20 protein-coding genes and 1 tRNA gene are annotated in these 21,419 nt (G+C 71.3%); 8 read left to right on the top strand and 13 right to left on the bottom strand.

What is annotated here, in order from left to right; genetic code table 11:
* Positions 1-20: 20 nt before the first annotated feature.
* The 4 genes from COUCH_RS38845 to COUCH_RS09600 all read right to left on the bottom strand — a co-directional run bounded on the left by COUCH_RS38845 (position 21) and on the right by COUCH_RS09600 (position 1,836).
* Complete coding sequence (locus COUCH_RS38845) at positions 21-143, bottom strand: hypothetical protein (RefSeq protein ID WP_275980087.1); 123 nt, start codon at positions 141-143, stop codon at positions 21-23.
* On the bottom strand, positions 122-823 hold the full coding sequence (locus tag COUCH_RS09610) for a hypothetical protein (RefSeq protein WP_249611709.1): 702 nt from the start codon (positions 821-823) through the stop codon (positions 122-124). The genes COUCH_RS38845 and COUCH_RS09610 overlap by 22 nt, the downstream gene beginning before the upstream one ends.
* Positions 824-1,237: 414 nt before the next feature.
* Positions 1,238-1,311 (bottom strand) — tRNA-Arg (locus COUCH_RS09605).
* Between the two features lie 348 nt (positions 1,312-1,659).
* A complete protein-coding gene (locus COUCH_RS09600; RefSeq protein WP_275980129.1) occupies positions 1,660-1,836 on the bottom strand; it encodes a TAXI family TRAP transporter solute-binding subunit in 177 nt (58 codons plus the stop codon).
* 366 nt (positions 1,837-2,202) lie between these two features.
* Here COUCH_RS09600 and COUCH_RS09595 point away from each other — a divergent pair, with 366 nt between their 5' ends.
* Both COUCH_RS09595 and COUCH_RS09590 read left to right on the top strand, forming a co-directional pair.
* Positions 2,203-3,078, top strand: a complete 876-nt coding sequence (locus tag COUCH_RS09595) for a CDP-alcohol phosphatidyltransferase family protein (protein WP_249611707.1) — start codon at positions 2,203-2,205, stop codon at positions 3,076-3,078.
* 62 nt (positions 3,079-3,140) lie between these two features.
* The gene (locus COUCH_RS09590; protein WP_249611706.1) at positions 3,141-4,850 is read left to right on the top strand and encodes an AMP-binding protein; all 1,710 of its coding nucleotides are present in this window, start codon (positions 3,141-3,143) and stop codon (positions 4,848-4,850) included.
* Between the two features lie 21 nt (positions 4,851-4,871).
* On the opposite strand, the gene COUCH_RS09585 is transcribed toward COUCH_RS09590, so the two are convergent.
* The 6 genes from COUCH_RS09585 to COUCH_RS09560 form a co-directional block, all read right to left on the bottom strand.
* Positions 4,872-6,074 carry a glycosyl hydrolase gene (locus tag COUCH_RS09585; RefSeq protein ID WP_249611705.1) on the bottom strand — a complete coding sequence of 401 codons (1,203 nt, stop codon included), beginning with the start codon at positions 6,072-6,074 and terminating at the stop codon, positions 4,872-4,874.
* 37 nt (positions 6,075-6,111) lie between these two features.
* Positions 6,112-6,900: a carbohydrate ABC transporter permease gene (locus tag COUCH_RS09580; protein ID WP_249613653.1), complete on the bottom strand. Its 789-nt coding sequence runs from the start codon at positions 6,898-6,900 to the stop codon at positions 6,112-6,114.
* Positions 6,901-7,010: 110 nt separating this feature from the next.
* A complete protein-coding gene (locus COUCH_RS09575; protein ID WP_249611704.1) occupies positions 7,011-7,919 on the bottom strand; it encodes a carbohydrate ABC transporter permease in 909 nt (302 codons plus the stop codon).
* Complete coding sequence (gene ngcE, locus COUCH_RS09570; RefSeq protein ID WP_249611703.1) at positions 7,919-9,319, bottom strand: N-acetylglucosamine/diacetylchitobiose ABC transporter substrate-binding protein; 1,401 nt, start codon at positions 9,317-9,319, stop codon at positions 7,919-7,921. The genes COUCH_RS09575 and ngcE overlap by 1 nt, the downstream gene beginning before the upstream one ends.
* A 15-nt stretch (positions 9,320-9,334) precedes the next feature.
* Positions 9,335-10,078 (bottom strand): sugar isomerase domain-containing protein, encoded by a 744-nt coding sequence (locus COUCH_RS09565; RefSeq protein WP_430640968.1) that lies wholly within the window; start codon positions 10,076-10,078, stop codon positions 9,335-9,337.
* A 2-nt stretch (positions 10,079-10,080) separates the two neighbouring features.
* A complete protein-coding gene (locus tag COUCH_RS09560; RefSeq protein WP_249611701.1) occupies positions 10,081-10,998 on the bottom strand; it encodes a MurR/RpiR family transcriptional regulator in 918 nt (305 codons plus the stop codon).
* 96 nt (positions 10,999-11,094) lie between these two features.
* Between COUCH_RS09560 and COUCH_RS09555 the strand changes: the two genes are divergently transcribed.
* Both COUCH_RS09555 and COUCH_RS09550 read left to right on the top strand, forming a co-directional pair.
* Positions 11,095-12,027 (top strand): N-acetylglucosamine kinase, encoded by a 933-nt coding sequence (locus tag COUCH_RS09555; protein WP_249611700.1) that lies wholly within the window; start codon positions 11,095-11,097, stop codon positions 12,025-12,027.
* Between the two features lie 263 nt (positions 12,028-12,290).
* Positions 12,291-13,829 (top strand): endonuclease NucS domain-containing protein, encoded by a 1,539-nt coding sequence (locus COUCH_RS09550; RefSeq protein ID WP_249611699.1) that lies wholly within the window; start codon positions 12,291-12,293, stop codon positions 13,827-13,829.
* Positions 13,830-13,918: 89 nt separating this feature from the next.
* On the opposite strand, the gene COUCH_RS09545 is transcribed toward COUCH_RS09550, so the two are convergent.
* Positions 13,919-14,950 carry a zinc-dependent alcohol dehydrogenase gene (locus COUCH_RS09545; protein WP_249611698.1) on the bottom strand — a complete coding sequence of 344 codons (1,032 nt, stop codon included), beginning with the start codon at positions 14,948-14,950 and terminating at the stop codon, positions 13,919-13,921.
* A gap of 57 nt (positions 14,951-15,007) precedes the next feature.
* Between COUCH_RS09545 and COUCH_RS09540 the strand changes: the two genes are divergently transcribed.
* A complete protein-coding gene (locus COUCH_RS09540) occupies positions 15,008-16,078 on the top strand; it encodes a LacI family DNA-binding transcriptional regulator (protein ID WP_249611697.1) in 1,071 nt (356 codons plus the stop codon).
* A 43-nt stretch (positions 16,079-16,121) separates the two neighbouring features.
* On the top strand, positions 16,122-16,967 hold the full coding sequence (locus COUCH_RS09535) for a polysaccharide deacetylase family protein (RefSeq protein WP_249611696.1): 846 nt from the start codon (positions 16,122-16,124) through the stop codon (positions 16,965-16,967).
* Positions 16,968-16,972: 5 nt separating this feature from the next.
* Here the strand turns inward: COUCH_RS09535 and COUCH_RS09530 are convergent, their stop codons facing one another.
* Together COUCH_RS09530 and COUCH_RS38840 are read right to left on the bottom strand one after the other, a co-directional pair.
* Positions 16,973-17,986, bottom strand: a complete 1,014-nt coding sequence (locus COUCH_RS09530) for a LacI family DNA-binding transcriptional regulator (RefSeq protein ID WP_249611695.1) — start codon at positions 17,984-17,986, stop codon at positions 16,973-16,975.
* Between the two features lie 31 nt (positions 17,987-18,017).
* Positions 18,018-18,854 carry a LuxR C-terminal-related transcriptional regulator gene (locus tag COUCH_RS38840; protein WP_275980086.1) on the bottom strand — a complete coding sequence of 279 codons (837 nt, stop codon included), beginning with the start codon at positions 18,852-18,854 and terminating at the stop codon, positions 18,018-18,020.
* Positions 18,855-18,939: 85 nt separating this feature from the next.
* Here COUCH_RS38840 and COUCH_RS09510 point away from each other — a divergent pair, with 85 nt between their 5' ends.
* On the top strand, positions 18,940-20,556 hold the full coding sequence (locus COUCH_RS09510) for an AMP-binding protein (RefSeq protein ID WP_249611694.1): 1,617 nt from the start codon (positions 18,940-18,942) through the stop codon (positions 20,554-20,556).
* Between the two features lie 137 nt (positions 20,557-20,693).
* Positions 20,694-20,903, top strand: a complete 210-nt coding sequence (locus tag COUCH_RS09505; protein ID WP_249611693.1) for a hypothetical protein — start codon at positions 20,694-20,696, stop codon at positions 20,901-20,903.
* The last annotated feature ends 516 nt before the right edge of the window (positions 20,904-21,419 follow it).

The raw sequence follows: 21,419 nt of genomic DNA, 5'->3' as shown, positions 1-21,419 counted from the left end.
GCGTGCGCACCGGACCCGGCTCAGTACCAGGTCCGGTGCTCGCCGGCGAAGACCGGCCACGGCAGGACGCCCTCCGGAGTCGTGCCGGAGAGGGTGGCGGCGACCTGTCGCGCCCACGTCGTCAGATCGACCAACTCGTACATGAGGCTCGTGAAGGCCTCGACGTTGAGAGACGCCACCCGCATCTTCTGACCGGCACGGACCGTCGGCGGCGACGCGACGCCCAGCAGGGCCGCGACCGGTCCAGCGCGCCGTTCAGCGGCTGCAGCCAGCCTGCTTCGACTCCGACGCCGGCGAGCGCGGCAATGATCGTTGCAGGCGCCATCGTGCTGTAGAAGAACATCGCGTCCGCCGTCAGGCTCGCCGCCACATAGGACGACACCGGATAGATGGCCCACGGTGGCCGGGTCGGCGATCGCGCCGCGAGGTCGGTGCTCGCGAAGGTCAGGGCCTGGTCCGATCGGGCGCCGATCCGTCGCTGACACCGGTCGAGTTCCGCTTTGAACAGGCTGCCGAAGGACTCCGCATCGTGGTGGTCACCTGCGGTGTACTGGCTGGCGGCCACGACCGCCCGCCCGCGGGAGACCACGCCTGCCTGCACGCCGGTTCGCGTGTGCGCCTTGTCGAGGAGCTCACGCAGGCCTTGAAGCTGGGTCCGGTACGGGACGCCGGTCGGGACGGGAGTGAAGCCGCTGGGCAGCTCGCCGCCGTCCGCGAGCACCTGGCTCGTGCGGATGAGCCTGCGGTCCTGCTTACGGTCGCGGTTCGTCTCGCTGGTCTCAGCGCCACGATGATCCGCCGGTCGTACCCGAAGGCGCGCCACGCAAGCGCATCCCCGATCGTCTTCAACTGGCGCCATACCCGCTCGTACACCTCGCCTTCCAGGATCCACGACTCGCGATCGTGGGGATCCCGATCGGTTCCGAGCTCCGGTGCGTAGGCGGGAAGCTTCGCTCCGGCCTTCTTCAGCTTTCCCGCGACCCTGCGCACCGAGTAGTGCCGCTCCTCGATGTCGGCCACGTGCGCGGCGAGCCGGCGCTGAAACGCGTACAGATCCTCGGCTCCGCCGCAACGGCGCAGGTCATCGATCAAGCCCACCATCGTGCGGATGGACCAGGAATGGAGGGGATGCGTCAGGATCACATCGATCTCGTTGCCCGGCGCACGGTCACTCAGGAGCGGCGACAAGGCGCCTCCTCATCCTCGGGTGGACGACATGTACGCGACAACGATCCCGTACCCCCAGCAGGATTCGAACCTGCGGCCTCGACGTTCGTAGCGTCGCGCGCTGTCCAGCTGCGCCATGGGGGCATTGGTCGGTAGGGGTTTCTCGAGGGCGGTGAGCCTGCGCGTTGGCGGGGTAGCGCAAGTGTTCCCTGCCGGCGAGCCCGGCGGTCGTCGTACCCGCCGCAGCCGGCCCGCGCCGGCCACCGACCCTCTTGCACGCCGCCGGCCACGAAAAAGCCGCCGGCGGCGAACCGGGCGGCGGCTTGCGGCGAGGCGGTGATCAGTCGCGTCGCCGGGCCGGTCCCGGGGGTTGCGTGCGCGGGGTGCGCGATCGCTTCGCGGTGCTGCCGTGCATGCCTACTCCCTCCGGTCCGTGCTGCCGTGCGGAACGGGGCCTACGTTAGGGCGCCCGGGCGGGCGCCCTCAACGCATTTACCTCGGGGCGCCCGGGTCGTCGAGGGCCTGGACCGCGCCGCGGTGCAGGGTGACCGGTTCGGTTCTGCGGGCCTTGTCGAGGCTGATCTCCTTGCCGGCGGCGTCGGCCCGGGCGAGCTGGGGATGGTTCTCGAACAGCGTCCTGGTGAACACGCAGGCGACGTTCGCGTCCAGGTTCTCGCGGACCCAGCAGGGCCACGGCGAACGCGACCGCCGTCACCCCGGCGCCCACCTTGCCGGTGAGGGTGCGGGCGGGGCGTTCCTCGTCGTCGTAGTGGACGGCCGGCGGGTCCGCCGCGACGCCGGGCGGGGTGGCCGTCGACGCCGGGCGGGGTGGCCGTCGACGCCGTGGGCACCGGGCCGGCGGGCACGTCCGAGGCCGCCGCACGGTCCACCGGCGGATATCGACGGTCGGCCATGAAAGGACGCTACTATGCAGGGCGCTTCTTGTGACGTGGCATTTCCGCGACGGTGGACAGCCGCGTCACAAAAAGGACAAAAGTAGTTTCCGCGACCCCCCTCGTCGCGTTGATTGGGGTTATGGTGCGACGCTCATCGCTGCGAGAGATCCGCGAGCAGACCTACAAGGACCGCGACGCGTGGTGGACGGTGCTGCTCGTCGATCCCGTGGCGGTCCGGCTGGTCCGGCTCGTCTCGCCGTACCGCCGGGTCACGCCGAACCTGCTCACCGTCGTGGCGACGCTGCTGGGCCTGGGCGCGGCCGCCTGCTTCGCGATGCAGGACCGGTGGTGGCTCGTCGCGGGTGCCCTGCTGTTCCACGTGAGCTTCGTCGTCGACTGCATGGACGGCAAGATCGCCCGGCTGAACGGTACGGGCTCGCTCTTCGGCGCCTGGTTCGACTTCGTGTTCGACCGCCTCCGCGTCTTCGTCTGCGCGCTGGCGCTCTTCGGCGGCCAGTACGCGAGGACCGGCTCGGCGGCGTACCTGTGGACCCTGGCCGTCGTGGTCTTCCTGGACCTGTTCCGATACCTGAACTCGCAGCAGATGGCGAAGGTCCGCCAGAGCATGCGCGACCAGCTCGCCGAGGCCCGCGGCCCGGTCCCGCCCGCCGACCCCGGCGACCCCGGCGCCCGGGTGATCCCGCAGGGCCCCCGCGCGCGCGTGCGGCAGCTGCTGCTGTCGCACCGGATCCGGACGCACCTGGTCAGCGGCATCGAGTTCGAGATGGCCGTGTTCATCGTCGGCCCGCTGACCGGCTGGGTGATCGCGACGTCGGTCGTGGCCGGCACGCTCCTGCTCGGCTTCGAGCTGTGGCTGATCCTGCGGCTCTGGCAGGCGACCCGGGCGTTCCCGGTCGCCCTGGCCAAGGAGCACGCGGCGGCCGCGGTGAGCGCGGCGGTGGCTCCGGCGCGGACCACGCAGCCAGAGCGGGTGAGCGCCACCACGCAGCCATGACGGTCGCATCACCCCCGTCCGGGGGTGGCGCGGCCGCGGGCCACGGGAGCAGCCTGGAGCGCATGGCGGCGACAGAGAGCACGGCGGCGTTCCGTGCGGCCCGGGACTTCCTGCTGGAGCACCGCGAGGACTACGCGGGCGCCTGCGCGGGCTTCGCGTGGCCACGGCTGACCGAGTTCAACTGGGCGCTCGACTGGTTCGACGTCATCGCCGAGGGCAACGACGCCCCGGCGCTGTGGATCGTCGAGGAGGACGGCTCCGAGCAGCGGTTCTCGTTCGCCGAGATGGCGCAACGGTCCAACCGGGTGGCCACCTGGCTCCGCGACCGCGGGGTGCGCCGCGGCGACCGGGTCGTGCTCATGCTCGGCAATCAGGTCGAGCTGTGGGACGCCATCCTGGCCATGATGAAGCTCGGTGCGGTCATCATCCCGGCGACGCCGCTGCTCGGTGCCGCGGACGCCCGTGACCGGGTGCGCCGGGGCGGCGCCCAGCACGTCATCGCGCTGTCGTCCGCGGCCGACCGGTTCGGCGAGGTCGACGACGCGGTCACCCGCATCGCGGTCGGTGCGCCCGCCGAGGGCTGGCACTCGTTCCACGACGCGTACGCCGCCGGCGCCGACTTCCAGCCCGACGGCGTGACGAGGGCGGACGACACCCTGCTGCTCTACTTCACGTCCGGTACGACGGCCCGCCCCAAGCTGGTGGAGCACACGCACACCTCGTACCCGGTGGGTCACATCTCGACGATGTACTGGATCGGCCTGCGCCCGGGCGACGTACACCTGAACATCTCGTCGCCGGGCTGGGCCAAGCACGCGTGGAGCAACGTGTTCGCGCCGTGGAACGCGCAGGCGTGCGTCTTCATCTACAACTACTCGCGCTTCGACGGGCCGAAGCTGCTGCAGCAGATGCAGCGGTGCGGCGTCACGAGCTTCTGCGCGCCGCCGACCGTGTGGCGCATGCTCATCCAGTCCGACCTCGGCGCGCTCGACACCGCGCCGCGCGTGGTGGTCGGCGCCGGCGAGCCGCTCAACCCCGAGGTCATCGAGCAGGTGCAGAAGGCCTGGGGCGTCACCATCCGCGACGGGTTCGGCCAGACCGAGACCACGGTGCAGATCGCCAACACGCCCGGCCAGCCGGTCCGGCCGGGATCCATGGGCCGGCCGGTGCCGGGCTACCGGGTGGCGCTGATCGACCCGCTGACCGGCGAGCCCGCCGACGAGGGCGAGATCTGCCTCGAGCTGGATCCCCGGCCGCTGGGCCTGATGGTCGGCTACCACGGCGACGAGGAGCTCACCGGCAACGCCATGGCCGGCGGGTACTACCACACCGGCGACATCGGCTCCCGCGACGCCGACGGCTACATCACGTACGTGGGGCGTACCGACGACGTCTTCAAGGCCTCCGACTACCGGATCTCGCCGTTCGAGCTGGAGAGCGTGCTGATCGAGCACGAGGCCGTGGTGGAGGCGGCCGTCGTGCCCTCGCCGGACCCGCTGCGGCTGCACGTTCCCAAGGCGTACGTGGTGCTGGCCGAGGGGTGGGCAGCCGACGAGGCCACGGCACAGTCGATCTTCGAGCACTGCCGGGCGCACCTGTCGCCGTACCAGCGGATCCGCCGGCTCGAGTTCACCGAGCTGCCCAAGACGATCTCCGGCAAGATCCGGCGGGTCCAGCTGCGCGAGGCCGAGCAGCGCAAGTACGCCACCCCGGACGCCGCTCCGGCCACCGAGTTCCGCGACACCGCGGGCCGCGGCGGATCACCGGAGTGACCCGCCGCGGCGCCTGGTGAACTAGCAGCGGCCGAGGTCCTCCCACTGCTGCGTCCAGCCGGGCTCCGAGCCCTGCGTCCAGTACCGGGCGCGCCACAGGTGCTTGCCCTCACCGGAGGCCGGGCCGCTCGGGTCGCCGTACTTGCTCTTCTCGTGCCTGACCGTCTGGCCCGCGGTGTAGACGGTCCCGAAGGCCCACTCGGGCGCGGTCGAGCAGTTTCCCGCCGGGGGCGGCGTGCTGGGCGACGAGGGCGGGGTGGTCGGCGTCGACGGCGGGTTCGTGGGCGGCGTGGTGGAGCATCCGCTGCCGGACGAGTCCACGGTGTCCGTGAACGCCGTGCCCGACGACCGGTAGCCGGCCGCGCGCGAGCTGACCTGCGCCGGGCTCAGCGCCTGGTTCTTGGCGAACATCACCCAGTCGACCTGCTGGATGTACGTGGACAGCCCACCCGTGTGCGCCGCCGTGTCGATGAACCACAGGTTCCAGTTGATCGTCATCGTCTGGCGCGGGTAGTACTTGCCCGAGTGGTCGCCGACCTGCACGCCGTCGATGTAGTAGATGACGTGACCGCCCGAGACGGTGACCACCAGGTCGTGCCAGCCGTTGAGCGAGCTGCGCTGCTCGGAGTGGACGTTGTCGGCGTACCACGGGTCGTTGCGGTACGTGTACCAGGTGGTCTGGTAGTTGATCGGCCCGGTCTCGCCCCAGCCCCCGTTCGGCAGGTACTCCGAGACGTCCAGCTCGCTGTACGTCGGGTCGAGGTCGCCGTTGAGCGGGCTGATCGTGAAGAACGTCTCGTTGATGTGGTCGCCGTCGTTGCCGCTGACCGGGGTGTCGGTGAAGCGGACCCGGCTGGCGTACGTGCCCTCGAGGTAGCGCTTCTGCGTGCTGTACAGCTCGGCCTGGTTGGTGCCGGCGCCGGTGCCGTCGGTCGAGGCGGTGAGCTGCATGACCTTCTGGCCGTCCGCGGTGGGGAACGTGATGCTGTTCGGCGACCAGGTGGCGCCGGGAACGCCCGGACCGCCGGCGTAGCTGCGCGGGGTCCAGCCGTGCGCCGACAGGTTGGCGTCGCTCGACGACGAGTACGCGAAGTCGTCGAACAGGTAGCCACAGTCGGCGGCGGAGGCGCTGGTCGCGGTCGCGAGGACCGCGGCGGCGCCGAACGCGCCCACCACGGCGACCGCGGCCAGCGCGGACATTGATTTACGTCTGTCGATGGACATGAGCGGGGTCCTCCAGTTCGGGGGAAAGGGGATGGACCTACTTGACCGCGCCGGCGGTCATTCCGGCTCGGATGTGGCGCTGGAAGGCGACATAGGCGATCAATACCGGCAGCATGGCGATCGTCAGGCCGGCGAACAGACCACTCCAGTCGCTGCGGTAGCCCTGGCTGACCGACAGGGCGGCCAGACCCTGCGCCAGGACGTACCGGTCCGGGTCGGGGTTGAGAACCAGCGGCAGCAGGTACTGGTTCCAGAGCCCGAGGAAATTGAAGATGCCGACCGCCACCAGGCCCGGCCGGGCCATCGGCAGCATGACGCGGAAGAACACCGCGCCGTGTGAGCAGCCGTCGAGGAAGGCCGCCTCCGCCACCTCGGCCGGCAGGCTGCGGAAGAACGCGTGCAGGAAGAACACCGTGAACGGCACGGCGTACGCCGCGTACACCAGGATCAGCCCCTGGTACGTGCCCAGCAGCCCGAGCTGCTGCACGACGAAGAACAGCGGCACCAGGGCCAGGAACACCGGGAAGAACATGGCCGCGACGAACGTGTAGTAGATGATCCGGTTGCCGCGGAACTCGTAGCGGGCCAGGGCGTACGCGACCAGCGAGCCGAGCAGCATCGTCAGGGCCAGCGCCCCGCCGACGACGATGAGGCTGTTGAAGAAGTAGCGGCCGATGCTCGCCTCGGTCCACGCCCGCGCCCAGTTGCCCGGCTGCGGGGTCGACGGCAGCGACCACGGGTGGTTGAGGATCTCGTCGTCGGTCTTGAACGAGCTGACCACCGCCCACAGCAGCGGCAGCGCGGTGACGACGCTCCACGCGAGCATAGCCAGGTGCACGGGGAGGGTCCGTACCGACCGCGGCGCACGGGCCGGGCGGTCACCCCGCGCGGGGGCGGGCGGCGACTGCGGGGATCGGGGTGGTGAGACCGAGAGCGTCACGACACCTCCACTGTGGACCGCCGGCCGCCGCGCAGGGCGAACACCGCGAGGGTCAGCGTGGCGAAGAACAACGCGACCCCCATGGCCGACGCGTAGCCGAACTTCCCGTACTGGAAGGCGTTGCGGTAGAGGGAGAGCCCGATGACCTCCGTGGCGCCGTCGGGCCCTCCCGGTCCCACCGTCATCACCTGGACCACGGCGAACGCGTCCAGCGCCGCGATGCCCAGGTAGACGAAGGCGACCTGCACGGTGTCGCGGACCAGCGGCAGCGTCACGTTGCGGAACGTGGCCCAGCCGCCGGCGCCGTCCAGGACCGCCGCCTCGAACAGCTCGACCGGGATGCCGTCGATGGCCGCGCTGAACAACACGACGTAGAACCCGACCGACGACCAGACCAGCACCGCCATCACGGCCGGCAGGGCCAGCGACGGCGACGCCAGCCAGGAGGCCGCCATCCCGCCCAGCCCCAGCGCCCGCAGCGCCCCGTTGAGCAGGCCCGTGTTCGGGTTGTAGACGAAGCCCCACAGCACCGCCACCACGACGAGCGAGAGCAACTGCGGGAAGAAATAGATGATCTGGTACGCACCCGAGCCGGCCACCGCCCGCCGGCCGCCCCGGCCGCCGAGGTGGAGCATGCTGGCGAGGAACAGGCCGATGGCGATCGTGACGAGCGGGACCACGACGAGCAGCAGCGCGTTGTTGCGCACCGCGTCCACGAAGAGCGAGTCCCCGGCGAGGCGGCGGTAGTTGTCCGCCCCGACGAAGTGCGCCTCGCCGGCCACGCCGGTCCAGTCCGTGAGCGACAGGTAGAAGGCCTGCGCGTACGGCGACAGCACGAAGACGACGTGCAGGACCAGCGCGGGGATCAGCGCCCCGGCGAGGAACCGCCACCGGCCGTACCTCATCAGCGCGTGTACTTCTGCACGGACGAGTCCTTGGCGATGCCGTCGGCCGCCTTCTGGATGCGGTCCGACCACTGCGCCGCGGTGATGCGCTTGTTCACCAGTTCGCCCGTGGCGTCGTCCACCGCCTTGGCGAGCGGGGCGTACCACGTGCGGAACCGGTAGGTGAACGTCTCCGGCCCCGCGGTCTGCACCGCGTCGCGGACCGAGGAGAGCCCGCTGCTCAGCGTCAGCCCGTCGGTGGCGCCGGCCACCGCGGGCAGGGTGCCGGCGGACTGGGCGAAGGCCTTCGCCGACTGCTTCGAGAACAGGATCCGCAGGTACTCCATGCCGCCGGCCGGATTCTTCGCCTTGGCCGGGACCAGGAACGACTCGCTGCTCGCGGCCTGCACGGCGGTCTGCTTGAGCTGATCCGACGCGGTCCGCGACGGCACCGGGCCCATGACCATGTCGAAGCCGTCCGGGGTGACGCCCTTCTGCTCGCTCTCCAGCCACGACCCGCACGGGATGAACGCGGCCTTGCCCTGGCACCAGGCGGCCTGCGCCTCGGTGTGCGACAGCGCCTCGGAGCCGGCCATGATGTAGCCCTTCGCGGCCAGCTCGGCGAACGCCTCGGCCGCACTGACCAGCCCGGGCGCCTTCCACGCGTTCGGTTCCAGGTTGTCGACGGCCTTCACCAGCTCGAGCCCGCCGGTCTTCGCGGCCATCGACAGCAGCGGGTCGTTGATGTACTCCGGGTACTTGCCCTGGTAGGTCCAGGGCGCGACGCCGGCGGCCTTGATGGTCGCGCACAGCGCCAGCATGTCGTCCCAGGTCTTCGGGTACGCCCAGCCCTTGGCCGCGAACAGCTTCTTCGAGTACCAGAGCCCCCACACCGTGTACGTGAAGTTGAGCGTCCGCGGCACCTTGTCGAACGTGCCGTCGTCCACGACGCCGGGCAGCAAGGTGTCCCGCAGCTTCTTGGACGGGTCGTCGAACGCCGGGGCGTCGAGCAGCGTGGTCAGGTCCGAGACCTGCTTGGCGCCCACGAGCACGGCGATGTCGAGCCGGTCGGCGCCCGTGTTGTCCACGACGTCCGGCGGCGTGTTCGCGACGAACCGCGGCTGCAGCGCCACCCCGACCTTCTGCAGTCCCTTGTGGTCGATTTTCGCGCCGGCGTACTTCTGCGTGTACAGCGTCTCGGCGTGCTTGGCGTAGTCGTCGCCGTACCCGCCCTTGAAGATGACGACCTCGAGCGGGGCGTCGGCCTTGACGCCCAGCGGGTTGTCGGCGCTCTTGGCACCGGTGTTGCCGGCCGCCGGGTCGTCGTCGTCGCTCCCGCCGGTCACGCACGCGCTCAGCAGGGGTACGGCGGCACCGGCGGTCAGCGCGGTGCGGATCAGGGTTCGTCTCGTCGGGGACATCGGGCCACGCCCTTTCTATGCGGTACGCCGGATGCGCCCGGCGTACCGCTCCTCGAGCTGTTTGTTGTGTTCACGCCCGCCCGGCACGTTGTCGGACAGGTAGATCGGCGGCGTCTCGCCCAGCGCCAGCAGGCGGGCCACCACCTCGACGACGATCTGCTGGGCCAGCAGCGCCGCGGTGATCGAGGAGACCGCCCCGACGGCACCGTCGCCGTAGGACAGGGCCGCGTCGCCGTACGGTGCGCCGTTGTCGAGCACGACGTCGGCGAGATCGGTGAGCTTGAGCCCGCTCTCGTGCCGCGAGTCCACCCGCGCCGAGTGCTCCAGCGAGGTGATCGCGACGAGGGCGTGCCCGCGCTGCTTGACCAGCTGGGCCATCTCCACGACCGCGCCGTTCACGCCGGAGTTGCTGGCGATGACGAACGCGTCGTCGGGTTTGATCGGGGCGAGCTCGTAGAGCCGGTGCGCCACCCGCGGGGTGCGTTCCAGCTGCGGGTCGGCCAGCACGCTCGCCGGCTCGCCGCCGTACAGGACGATGTCCCGCAGGGCGATCTTGTTGGTGGGCACCAGGCCACCGGCGCGCCCGGCGATCTCCATGGCGAGCGCCTCGGAGTGGCCGCAGCCGAACGCCTGGATCACCCCGCCGGCCTGCAGGGTCGCGGTGAACAGGTCGGCGGCGCGGGCCACCAGGTCACCCTGGCTCGTGCCGGCCCGGTCGATCGCGGCCCGGATCGTCTCGACGTACGCGGCGCTCGTGATGGTCACAGCGGCTTGTCCCTCCGTGCTCGCTTGCGGTTGGCGGGGGTGTCCGGCACGCGGTGGGCGTCCACGGCGCGCACGGTGAGCTCGAGCGCCTCGGCGGTGCGCTCGTACGTGCGCTGGGCGACAGCCACGTAGATCAGGTCGAGGATGAGCAGCTGGGAGTGCAGCGCGGAGAGCGCGGCCAGCCGGAACGTGGTCTCGTGCACGCTGGTGGTGAACACGACGTCGGCGACCTCGGCGAGCGGCGACCGGCCGAACGACGTCACCGCCACGGTCAACGCCCCGTGGTCGGCCGCCTCGGCGAGCATCTCGATCGACTCGCGGGTCCGCCCGGAATGCGAGAGCGCGATCGCCACGTCGCCCGGCCCGAGCAGCGCCGCGTTGGTCAGCGCGGTGTGGGTGTCGGCGCGGTACCGCACCGGGATCCGGATGCGCTCCAGGCGGAAGGCCATCTCGCTGCCCGCCGTACCGCTGGAGCCCAGGCCGAAGATCTCCACCCGGCCGGCGCCGGCGATCGCGGCGGCGACCCGCTCGATCGCGTCGGTGTCGAGCCCCGCGGCGGTGGCCTGGATGGCCCGGGTGTCGGCCGCGGTGATGATGTCGAGAACCTTCTCGGTCTGGTCGCCCGGGTTGATGTCGCCGCTGATGTCGGTCTCCCAGCGGGCCTGCTCGGCGCGGCCCGTCTCGGTGGCCACGGCGACCCGCAGGTTCGCGTACCCCTTGAAGCCCAGGGCCCGCGAGAAGCGGGTGACCGTCGCCGTCGAGGTCCCGGACCGCTCGGCCAGGTCCACGATGCTGGCGTGCGCGGCCGTCTCCGGGTCGGCGAGGATCGTCTCGGCGATCCGCGCCAGTGCCTCCGGCATGGTCGGTCCCTCGATGCGCAGCCGCACCAGCAGCCCGCCGCTCTCACCCGTCATCGGTGGTCCTCGTTTTCATCGAACAGCTATGCCGATGAAAATTACGACCACTTTGGCGTCTGGTCAACAACGAGTTTCTATGTTTCGATCGGCGCCATGATGCTCGTAGTGGGCGTGGACGCCGGCGGGACGGCCTCGCGGGCCGTCGTCGCGGCGACCGACGGCACGGTCGTCGGCCGCGGGTCGGCCGGGCCGGGCAACCCCACCTCCGCGGGTGGTCCCGCCGCGGCCACGGCGATAGGTACGGCTGTCCGCACGGCACTGGGTCCCCATGACCCGGCCCGCGTGCTCGCCGGCACGGCCGGGGTCGCGGGGGTCGCCGTGCTGTCCGACCCCACGATCGCCGCCGCGTTCGACGACGCATGGGCCGCCCTCGGTCTGACCTGCCCGTTCACCGTCACCGGCGACGCGGTCACCGCGTTCGCCGCGGGGGTGCCGTCCCCCAGCGGCGCGGTGCTGATCGCGGGCACCGGCGCCGTCGCCGCCCGCATCGAGAACTGGCACATCCGGCGCACCGCGGACGGGCTCGGCTGGCTGCTCGGCGACGAGGGCTCCGGCCACTGGCTCGGCCTGCAGGCCGTCCGCGCCACCGCCCGCGCCTGGGCCGCCCCGGCCGGCGCCCCGCCACCCGGCCTCGCCGCCGCGATCGCCGCCCACTCCGGCGCGGCCACCTGCGACGACCTGATCACCTGGGCGGTACGCCAGCCCCCGTCCGCCTTCGCGGCGCTCGCCCCGCTGGTCTGCGCCCACGACGACCCCATCGCGGTACGCCTCACCACGGAAGCGGCCGCCCGCCTCATCGCGACCCTGCACGACCTCGGCCCGCCGGGCGGCCCGGTGGTGCTGGCCGGCGGCCTGCTGACCGGCGACACCCGGATCCGCTCCGAGGTCCTGGCGGCGCTGCCGGGCGTGGCGACGGCCCGCGACCCGGCGGCCGCGGCGGCCTGGCTGGCCCTGCGCCGCACCCTCGACCTGGACGCCGGCTCAGCCGCCGACCTCCACCGCCGGATGCTCGCTCAGACCTCGTAGCTCCGCGTGGCGGCCGGCGGACATGAGGATTGGCTCGATCTTCTCGACCACTAGGTGGAAATCGCGAACACCTCCCGCTGACCGCTGCGCCAACACGGCAACTGTGGCCAAGACCGCCGGTAACTCGCGTCTCACCTCGCATGAGACCGACCATGGACGACGCCTGGATCCTGCCCGAGCGGCAATCGTCTTCCGACGGGGCGGCATGTCTTACCGCAGCGGGGCGAAGGAGCCGAGAACACCCCCGCCACTAATCTGGCTCTGTGCACGAGGATGAGATCCGGGACGAACTCGCCAAGAACTTGTCGATCATCGAGCAGGGTCTCACGCTGGTGGCGACCAACTTCCAGCTGCCGAATGATGCGGGGAGCATCGGAAAGGTCGACATTCTCGCCAAAGACACGACCGGGTCCTACGTCGTCATCGAGCTCAAGCGCTCCGACAACTCGGCCCGGCAAGGGCTGCACGAGCTGAACAAGTATGTCGAACTCATGCTGCAGCAGATGCGATTGGGGCCCGCCGATGTCCGCGTTGCCCTGGTCTCCACCCATTGGCGAGAATTGATGGCACCGTTCAGCCAGGCCGTACGCGAGTGGTCCGTGGATCTTCGTGGCTATCAACTGAATCTCGAACCCGGCTGCGCGACCCCGGTCTCAGCGACGGAGGTGCGCGCTCTGACACCGGCCGCACTTGTCGGCCCCACGCCTCTCCAGCTCGCAGTGCAGCCCTGGGACCGTAATGTAGGGCGGATGTGGGAGTGGGTGAATTCCCAGATGGACGAGGTAGCCGTTGAGCATCTGATCGGATTCGAATTCACCCACCCGACCTACCCGCCGATGCTCTACCTGGTTTTCGGAAATGTGGATCCAGGCAGTTCCGCAGAGACGGTGCTCTCGAGGTTGGCCGACGAAGAGGAGTATGACCTCTCGGATGCCCCGGAGGAGTTCCAGACGGAATATCTCGCGCTGTACTACTTATGCCAGCAGTCTATCTCCGGGTCAGTGGACACCGGCCGACCCGAGGTTCTCCAGAACCTGCTCCATGATCCCAACTGGACGTTGAGCCGGACGCGGCGCCGGGGGGTTTTCTGCAACGAGGTGATATTTCCTACCGAGAACCTGACCCGGGAAGCCGCAACGGGCGGCGGCCTCTCCGACATTCGGTACGTGGGCGTTGCCCGTACGGACCACGTGCAACGGTGGGACCGCTTCGTCAGCAGGGTTGCCTACTCGGCCTCCGCGAACCCCAGCTGGCTGAGAATCGCCGATCACTGGCTCCAGGAGATCGCGGCCCTGCCGTACGCGGTGGAGGTCGGCGCACTGGTCTTCAACCCGTGCAACTTCGTCACAGCCTTCGCTTACGGGTGGCCCCACAAGCTCGAGGGATACCTGCCGGACCTCCAATTCATCGCGATACGGGATGGGCGTGCCGTGAAGCGACTCCGTGGCCGCCTGGTGCACAACGGCACTTACACGGGAGTCATCGATGCATTCGAAGCGGTGTATGGAGACACCCTCCGCTGGGCGTTGGGTGGTCCCCTCGGCGATCCGGTCGCCTCCGATGAGGCAATGCTTGAGTTGCTGGGAATCGAGTACGCAGCCTTCGAATGGGCTGAAGACAATCCCGATGGAGCCCTGCTCGAGCTGGTTGACGGCACACTCGTCCGGCGGCCGCCTGACCTGGTCGAAGACAGCACGCCGCTGTGGCACGGCCGTTGGCCACTGCCGGACCTGCTGATTGCCCACCGTGACGAGTTCGAGGCTTTCGCGGAAGATCTACGTAGGAACATCCTCAGGTCTTGAGAACCAGGGCCGGCCCACTACTTGCGCAATCGCGCCTCGACCTCCTGGAACGAATGTGAACTCACCGTGCAATCACGGCAATGCTCTGCTCAGCGCACGGCGGTCAGGTCGGGGGCGATCAGGACCTTGATGTGGTTGCCGCTGTCAGCGTCCGCGAACGCCGCGGCCGCCTGGTCCAGCGGCCGGATCGCCGTCACGAAGTCGGAGGACGTGACGACGCCCTTGTGCAGCAGGTCGATCGCGTCCGTGAAGTCCTCCGGCAGGTACGTGGCGCTGCCCTGGATGCGCAGCTGGCTGTCCTGCACCAGCGCGAGCGGGAGCCGTACGTCGCCCGGCGGCACGCCCACCACGACCACCGTCCCGCCCTTGTTCGCGATCGCCAGGGCCTGGTGCAGGGTCGACTCCTCGGCCACGCAGTCGAACACCACGTCGGCGCTCTCGCCGAGCTGGTCGCGTACGCGATCCGCCGCGTCCGGGAGGGAGGCGTCCACGACCGCGTCCGCGCCGAAGGCCGTGGCGCGCTCGCGGCGCTGCGCCGAGCGGGCCGTCATCACGATGCGCCGGGCGCCCTGCGCGCGGGCGACGCGCAGGGTGAGCAGGCCGATCGTGCCGGCCCCCAGGATCGCGACCGCCCTGCCCTCGAGCGGGCCCGCCAGCCGTGCCGCGTGCACCGGGGTGGCGAGCGGTTCGATGAGCGCGGCGGTCGCGTCGTCCAGATCCTCCGGGACCGGGTGGACGCGACGGGCGTCGATGGTGAACAGGTCGGCCATCCCGCCCTGCTCCGAGCCGCAACCGAAGAAGCCCAGGTTCTCGCAGAGGTTCTCGCGGCCCGCGCGGCACTGCTTGCACGCCCAGCACGGCAGGTCCGGCTCGACCGTGACGCGCTTGCCCGGCTGCACGATCGTCACGTCGGGCGCCACCGCCGTCACCAGGCCGACGACCTCGTGGCCGGGGGCGTACGGCGGAGTCACGTTGGGGTGCCGGCCGTGCAGCGCGTGCGTGTCCGAGCCGCACACCCCGGAGACCGCGGTCCGCACCAGGACCTCCCCCGGTCCGGGAGTCGGCTCCGGGGCGGGGACGACCTGTACACCCTCCGGGGTGACGACGACCTTGCGCATCATTCCCGGAGGATAGTCGGCCCGCGCCGAGCCGGCCGGGTGAAGCACTACGGTAGGGGGGTGCGTGCAGCGACGATGGCCGACATCGCCCGGCGTGCCGGCGTGTCCCGCATCGCGGTGTCGTACGCGCTGAACGGCCGTCCCGGCGTCTCCGCCCACCTGCGCGAGCGCATCCTCGGCATCGCGCGCGAGCTGGGTTACCGGGCGAACGGCCCGGCGCTCGCGCTGCACGGCGCCGCCGCGCGGGCGATCGGGCTGGTGCTGCTGCGCTCGTCGGCCGCGCTGACCGTGGAGGTGTTCCGGCGGCAGCTCATCGCCGGCATCCAGGCCGAGCTGTCCGGGCACGGCTTCGCGCTGGCACTGCAGATGGTGACGGGCCTCGAGGAGGAGATCCGGGTCTACCGGCGGTGGAGCGCCGAACGCCGGGTCGACGGCGTGCTCATCTGCGATCCGCGCCCCGACGACCCGCGCATCCCCGCGGTGCATGAGCTGGGCCTGCCGGCGGCGCTGATCGGGGTCTCGCCGGACGGCCGGCTGCCCGGCGCGTGGTGCGACGACGTGCCGTGGTCGCACCGGCTGGCCGACCACCTGGCTGACCTGGGGCACCGGCACATCGCGCGGGTGAGCGGACCGGACGGGATGCTGCACACCAGCATCCGCGACGAGGCGCTGCGGTCGGCGGCCGGGGCGCGGGGCGTACGGACCACGATCGTCCGCGGGGACTACACCGGCGAGTCCGGGGCCCGGCTGACCCGTGAGCTGCTCGGCGGCCCGGAGCGGCCCACCGCCGTCGTGTACGACAACGACGTCATGGCCATCGCCGGGCTGGGCGTCGCGGGCGAGCTCGGGCTGGCCGTACCGGCCGACCTGTCCATCGTGGCCTGCGAGGACTCGCCGCTGTGCCAGGTCGTCGGGCCGCCGCTGACCGTGGTACGCCGGGACATCGCCGCGTACGGCGCCCTCGCGACGGCACAGCTCTTCGCGGCGCTGGACGGCACCGCCGAGCCGCCGGTCCAGGCGCGCGGCGGCGACCTGGCCATCCGCCGCAGCACCGGTCCCGCGCCGGGCACCGACCGACCGGTTTCGCCGGTTTCCGGGCCGAACGGCACTGGGCGACAGTGGCGACCGTGAGTTAACGTCGGGCGGCGTGCGGGAAGTCGATCTTTTTCAGGCGGTGACGAAGACCCTGCGTGAGGGCCCCACCTCACGCCGTCAGATGCTGCGGATGATCCCGGCCGGCGTGGGCGCGATGCTGCTCAGCGGGTCCGGAGCGTCGTCGGCCGAGGAGTACCAGCCGCGCGCCGTCGCGACGCCGCGGGTGCCGCCCGCACCGGGCCCGGAACCGTCCCACCGGCGGCACGGCGCGCCCGACCCGCAGCACCGGCCCCAGCTCAGCCGTCCCGTGTTCACGCTGCGCGAATACCGCAGGGCGGTGCCCGGCCCCGCGTTCCCCGGCGACGCGGTCGCGCTGACCATCGACGACGGCCCGCATCCGCTGTGGACGCCGAAGATCCTGCGGCTGCTGGCCCGGCACCACGTACCGGCGACGTTCTGCATGATCGGCAATCAGGTGCTCGGTCACGAGGCGATCGCCCGCGACGTCGTACGCGACGGCCACAAGGTCGCCAACCACACGTGGAGCCATCCCACCCACCTCGCCCGCAAGCCCGGCACGAAGGTCAGCAAGGAGATCGAACGGGCCCAGGACAAGATCTACAGCACGACCGGGCATGCTCCCGCGCTGTTCCGCTCCCCCGGCGGCGACTGGTCGTCCACGGTGCTCGGCGCGGCCGCCACGGCCGGGATGGTGCCGCTGGACTGGAGCGACGACCCCCGCGACTGGTCGCGCCCCGGCACGGAGGCCATCCGGCGGCGCCTGCTGGCCGCCCGCCCCGGGCAGATCCTGCTGTGCCACGACGGCGGCGGGGACCGCTCCCAGACGTACGCGGCACTCAAGACCGTGGTGCCGGCGCTGAAGGCGCGCGGATACCGCTTCATCGCGCTGGACGGCCGCGGGTAACGACGTCAGGCGCGGGGCGGGGCGGTGCTGCCTCGCGCCACCAGCCGCGCCGGCTCGTCCAGGCGTGCGCCCGGCTGCTCCCCCGCGATCACCGACAGCAGCAGCCGGGCGGCGTGCGCGCCGTACGCGACGATGTCGCGGGTCAGCGCGGTCAGCGGCGGATGGACCAGCCCGCAGATCGGCGAGTCGTCCCAGGCCACGATGGACAGGTCCGCGGGTACGGCCAGCCCCAGCTCCCGCGCCGCGGCCAGGCCCGCGATCGCCATGACGTCGTTGTCGTACACGATCGCCGTCGGCCGGTGCGGCGCCCCGAGCAGTTCACGGGTCGCCCGCGCCCCCGCCTCCCCGGTGTAGTCGGTGAACACCGTCACCGCCTCGGTGATCCCGCGGTCGGCGAAGGCGCCCGTCCGGGTGGCCGTGTGCGCGAGACCGGGCAGGCCGGCGACCCGGGCGATGCGCCGGTGCCCGAGGCCGGTCAGGTGGTCGACCGCCTCGGCGACCGACACCGCGTCGTCGGACCAGAGAGTGGCCAGCCGGCCGCCCGCCGACGGGGGCCCGACCGCGACCGCCGGTATCCCGATGCGTTCCACGGCCGGCACCCGCGGGTCGTCGGGGCGCAGGTCGCACAGCAGCACCCCGTCGACGCGGCCCTCGATCCACCACTGCCGGTAGACCTCGATCTCCGCGCCCGCGTCCGCCTCGTCGTCGACCATCTGCAGCAGCAGCGCGTACGAGCGGGTGGACAGCTCCGCCTCGAGGCCGCTGATCAGCTCCATGAAGAACGGCTCGACGCCCAGCGTGCTGGCCGGGCGGCGCAGGGCCAGCCCCACCACGGACGCGGGGGCGCCGGCGAGCGCACGGGCGGCGGCGCTGGCCCGGAACCCCAGCCGGTCGGCGATCGCCAGGATCCGGGCGCGGGTCTCCTCGGACACGCCGGGGCGGTTGTTGAGCGCGTACGAGACCGCGCCCTTGGACACCCCGGCCTCGCGCGCGATGTCGGCGATCGTCGGTCTCTTCATCGGCCCCAGACTATGCGTCACCGGACCCAGACTATGGCAGGAAACCCAGCCGTCGCGCGGTCACGACGGTCTCCATGCGGCCGTGCGTGCCGAGCTTGCGCATGGCGTTGCGCAGATAGCTCTTCACCGTTTCCGGCAGCACGCCGAGCCGCCGGGCGGTCTCGGCGTTGCTGTACCCGACCGCCACCATCGCGAGCACGTCCCGTTCGCGCGGTGACAACGGGTCGGCCGGCCTGTCGGGCCCGCCGCCGGGGCGCGACAGCAGCGAACACACCTGCCGCAGGCGCGCCCGCAGGACCGGGTCGCCGACCTCCTGGGCGATGGTGAGCAGGTCGGCGTGGGCCTGGCGGACGTCCTCCCACTCCCGGGCCGCGGGCGCCTCCCGGGTCAGGACGGCGGCCGCTTCCAGCTCGGCGAGGCGGCGCTGGACCTCTCGCCGTACGGTGGCCTCGGTGCCCAGCCGGAGCGCCACCTGCACCATGGCGTCGAGCGCCCGCGCGCCCACCGACAGGGGCTCCCGGGTGCCGGCGTAGAGCACGGCGAGCACCGAGGAGCCCATCGCGACCGGCACCGCCGCGATCGCCCGCAGCCCCTCGGCGGTGACCGGCTTGTCGTACTCGTGGGAGATCCGCGGGTCGGCGGCGTAGTCCTCCACCCGCGCGGCCCGCGCGGTGGCCAGCACCCGGCCGCCCAGCCCGTTGCCGGCAGCGACCACCAGGCCGTTCAGCGCGAGCGTGGTCGTACCCGCGAAGTCGGTGAGCCGCATCGCCCGCCCGTCCGCGGAGACCGCGCCGCCGAACGCGACCGGCAGGCCGGTCACCCGGCGGAGCCGGCCGAGGGCCGCGGTCAGGTCGGCTGTCTCGAGCACGTGACCAGCATGTCGCCCCGGGCGCGTCCCGGTCCACCCCCGATCGGGGGTGGCAGCCCGCGGTGGACGGGCCCATGCTGCAGAAATGCTCTCCTACGCCTCCGGGACCTCCGACGTGCCGCTGCTCGGCGAGACCATCGGCGCCAACCTCGAACGCACCGTCGCGGCCTTCGGCGACCGCGAGGCGCTCGTCGACGTGCCGACGGGCCGGCGCTGGACGTACGCGGAATTCGACGCCGCGATCAACGACGTCGCCCGCGGCCTGCTCGCCCGCGGCATCGCCAAGGGCGACCGGGTGGGCATCTGGGCGCCGAACTGCGCGGAGTGGGTGCTCGTCCAGTACGCCACCGCGAAGATCGGCGCGATCCTGGTCAACGTCAACCCGGCGTACCGGACCCACGAGCTGGACTACGTGGTCAGGCAGTCCGGCATGCGGCTGCTGATCAGCGCCGTCGGCTTCAAGACCAGCGACTACCGGGCGATGATCGGGGAGATCGGCTTCGCGGAGACGGTGTTCATCGGCACCGGCGACTGGGACGCGCTGGTCGCCGCCGGCGTCGGCGCCGACCTCACGGCTCGGGCAGCGACGCTCGCCTTCGACGATCCGATCAACATCCAGTACACGTCGGGGACGACCGGCTTCCCGAAGGGCGCGACGCTGTCGCACCACAACATCCTCAACAACGGGTACTTCGTCGGCGAGCTCGTCGGCTACACCGAACGGGACCGCATCTGCATCCCCGTACCGCTGTACCACTGCTTCGGCATGGTGATGGGCAACCTCGCCGCGACCTCGCACGGCGCGGCGATGGTGCTGCCGGCGCAGGGCTTCGACCCGGCGGCGGCACTGCGGGCGGTCACCGAGGAGAAATGCACTTCCCTGTACGGCGTGCCGACCATGTTCATCGCCGAGCTGGGGCTGGCCGACTTCCCGGCGTACGACCTGTCCAGCCTGCGTACCGGCATCATGGCGGGCTCCCCCTGCCCGGTCGAGGTGATGAAGCGCGTGGTCGCCGAGATGAACATGGCCGAGGTGGCGATCTGCTACGGCATGACGGAGACATCCCCCGTGTCCACGATGACCCGCGCCGACGACAGCCTCGACCGACGCACCGGCACGGTCGGCCGGGTGATGCCGCACCTCGAGTCGAAGGTCGTCGACCCGGCATCCGGCCTGGTCGTCCCCCGAGGCGAACCGGGCGAACTCTGCACCCGCGGCTACTCGGTGATGCTCGGCTACTGGAACCAACCGGAAGCCACCGCCGACGCGATCGACACGGCCCGCTGGATGCACACCGGCGACCTGGCCACGATGGACCAGGACGGCTACGTCAACATCGTGGGCCGCATCAAAGACCTGGTCATCCGGGGCGGCGAGAACGTCTACCCCCGAGAGGTCGAGGAGTTCCTCTACACCCACCCGGACATCGCAGACGTCCAGGTCATCGGCGTCCCGGACGAAAAATACGGAGAGGAACTGATGGCCTGGCTGGTCATGCGCCCGGACACCGAACCCCTGACAACCGAAGCAGTCCGCGAATTCTGCGCAGGCCGGCTGGCACACTTCAAAGTGCCCCGCTACATCCACGTGGTCGAAGGCTTCCCGATGACGGTGACGGGCAAGGTCCGCAAGGTCGAAATGCGCGAAAAGGCAGTCGAAATCCTGAACCTGCACAACGCCTCCCAAATCCGCAACGCCTGACCACCCGAAGCCGACCGCCACCCCCTTATGATGAATGCCTCAATATCGGCCCGCGCGACATCGCGCCGTCGATTTCCGACGCCGGTTGTTTGCCTTTGGGTCGTCATTTAATAATCGCGCGCATCCTGTGAGCGCGATTGACCGCACCGTCGCATTGTGCGATTCGGGAGACACGGCGCACCGCGCGCGATCCGGGCGGCTGGAGCCAGCACCCGGCACTTCAGCCCGCGCCGCCGCTGCGCGCCGTGGTGGAACCGCTGCGCGCGGCGGGGCCGCTGTACGCGGCGGCGGGGCCGCTGCGCGCGGCGGCGGGGCCGATCCTCTTTGCCGGAACGCCGGTCTGGTGAGCCGTCGCGGGAGCCGCATCGAGAACGAGATCTGCGCCTGACACACGGGACCGCAGCCGGAATGGGAACGGGAACGGGAGCCGGAGACCGCAGCCGGAACGGACGCCGCACCGAAGCGGGAGCCAAACCCAAAGCTGGAGCCGCGGCCGGAGCGGGAGCCGCAGCCGGAGCGGGAGCCGCAGCCGGAGCCAGAGCAGGAGGGCAGCCGCAGCCGCAGCCGGAGCAGGAGCAGGAGCCACAGCCGGAGCACGAGCCGCAGCCAGAGCGGGAGCAGGAACAGGAACAGGAACAGGAGCCGCAGCGGGAGCGGGAGCCGAGACCGCAGTCGGCACGGACGCCGCACCCGAAGCGGAAGCGGGAGACAGGGGCGAAGCGGGAGACAGGGGCGGAGCGGGAGCCACGGCCGGCGCGCACTCCGATGCCGTTGCGGCATTCATGGCCGGGGCGGGACTCGCCGCTGGGGCGAGCGGACGACAAACCGTCACGGGTCGAGGCGCCGACGTCGCTGTTCTTCGG

Source organism: Couchioplanes caeruleus, assembly GCF_023499255.1.
Classification (GTDB): Bacteria; Actinomycetota; Actinomycetes; order Mycobacteriales; family Micromonosporaceae; genus Actinoplanes; species Actinoplanes caeruleus_A.
This window is presented reverse-complemented; position numbering and strand designations above follow the sequence as displayed.